The sequence below is a fragment of the Mesorhizobium sp. BHbdii genome (assembly GCF_053848045.1).
Genome location: NZ_JBSPKX010000164.1, coordinates 1 through 481, shown reverse-complemented (window position 1 = coordinate 481; position 481 = coordinate 1). Strand labels below are relative to the sequence as shown.

At 66.5% G+C, this 481-nt stretch carries 1 protein-coding gene; it reads right to left on the bottom strand.

The window, feature by feature from the left end; genetic code table 11:
• Window positions 1-208: 208 nt before the first annotated feature.
• Window positions 209-481: ATP-binding cassette domain-containing protein (locus ACWTU8_RS32415; protein WP_455851323.1), on the bottom strand; the 273-nt coding region annotated here is incomplete at its 5' end.

Genomic DNA, 481 nt, shown 5'->3' with positions numbered 1-481 from the left:
GATGTGGTCCCTTGTTGAGGACGGCGTTCTGTGGCGCCCCCCTCTGGCCTGCCGGCCATCTCCCCCACAAGGGGGGAGATCGGCAGCTCCGCCGACGGCACACTTCTAGCAATGCTCGAGATTGGCGAAAACCGAGCCAACAGCCAATCTCCCCCCTCGTGGGGGAGATGTCCGGTAGGACAGAGGGGGGCGCCGTAGAGTGCCACCATCAACCGGCCACCCCCATCTTCAACTCCGTCGCCTCGATCCCCAGCGGCAAATGCGTCGCCGCGACAATCATCCCGCCAGCCACGCAATGCTCCATCATCAGCCCCGCGAACCGCGCCTCCGACGCCTTGTCCAAACCCGCCGTCGGCTCGTCGAGCAGCCACAGCGGCCGGTGGCTGACCAAGAGCTTGGCGATCGCCGCCCGACGCCTTTGCCCAGTCGAGAGATAGCCGAACGGCAGATGGCCGATGCCGCTGAGCCCGACCGTGTCCAG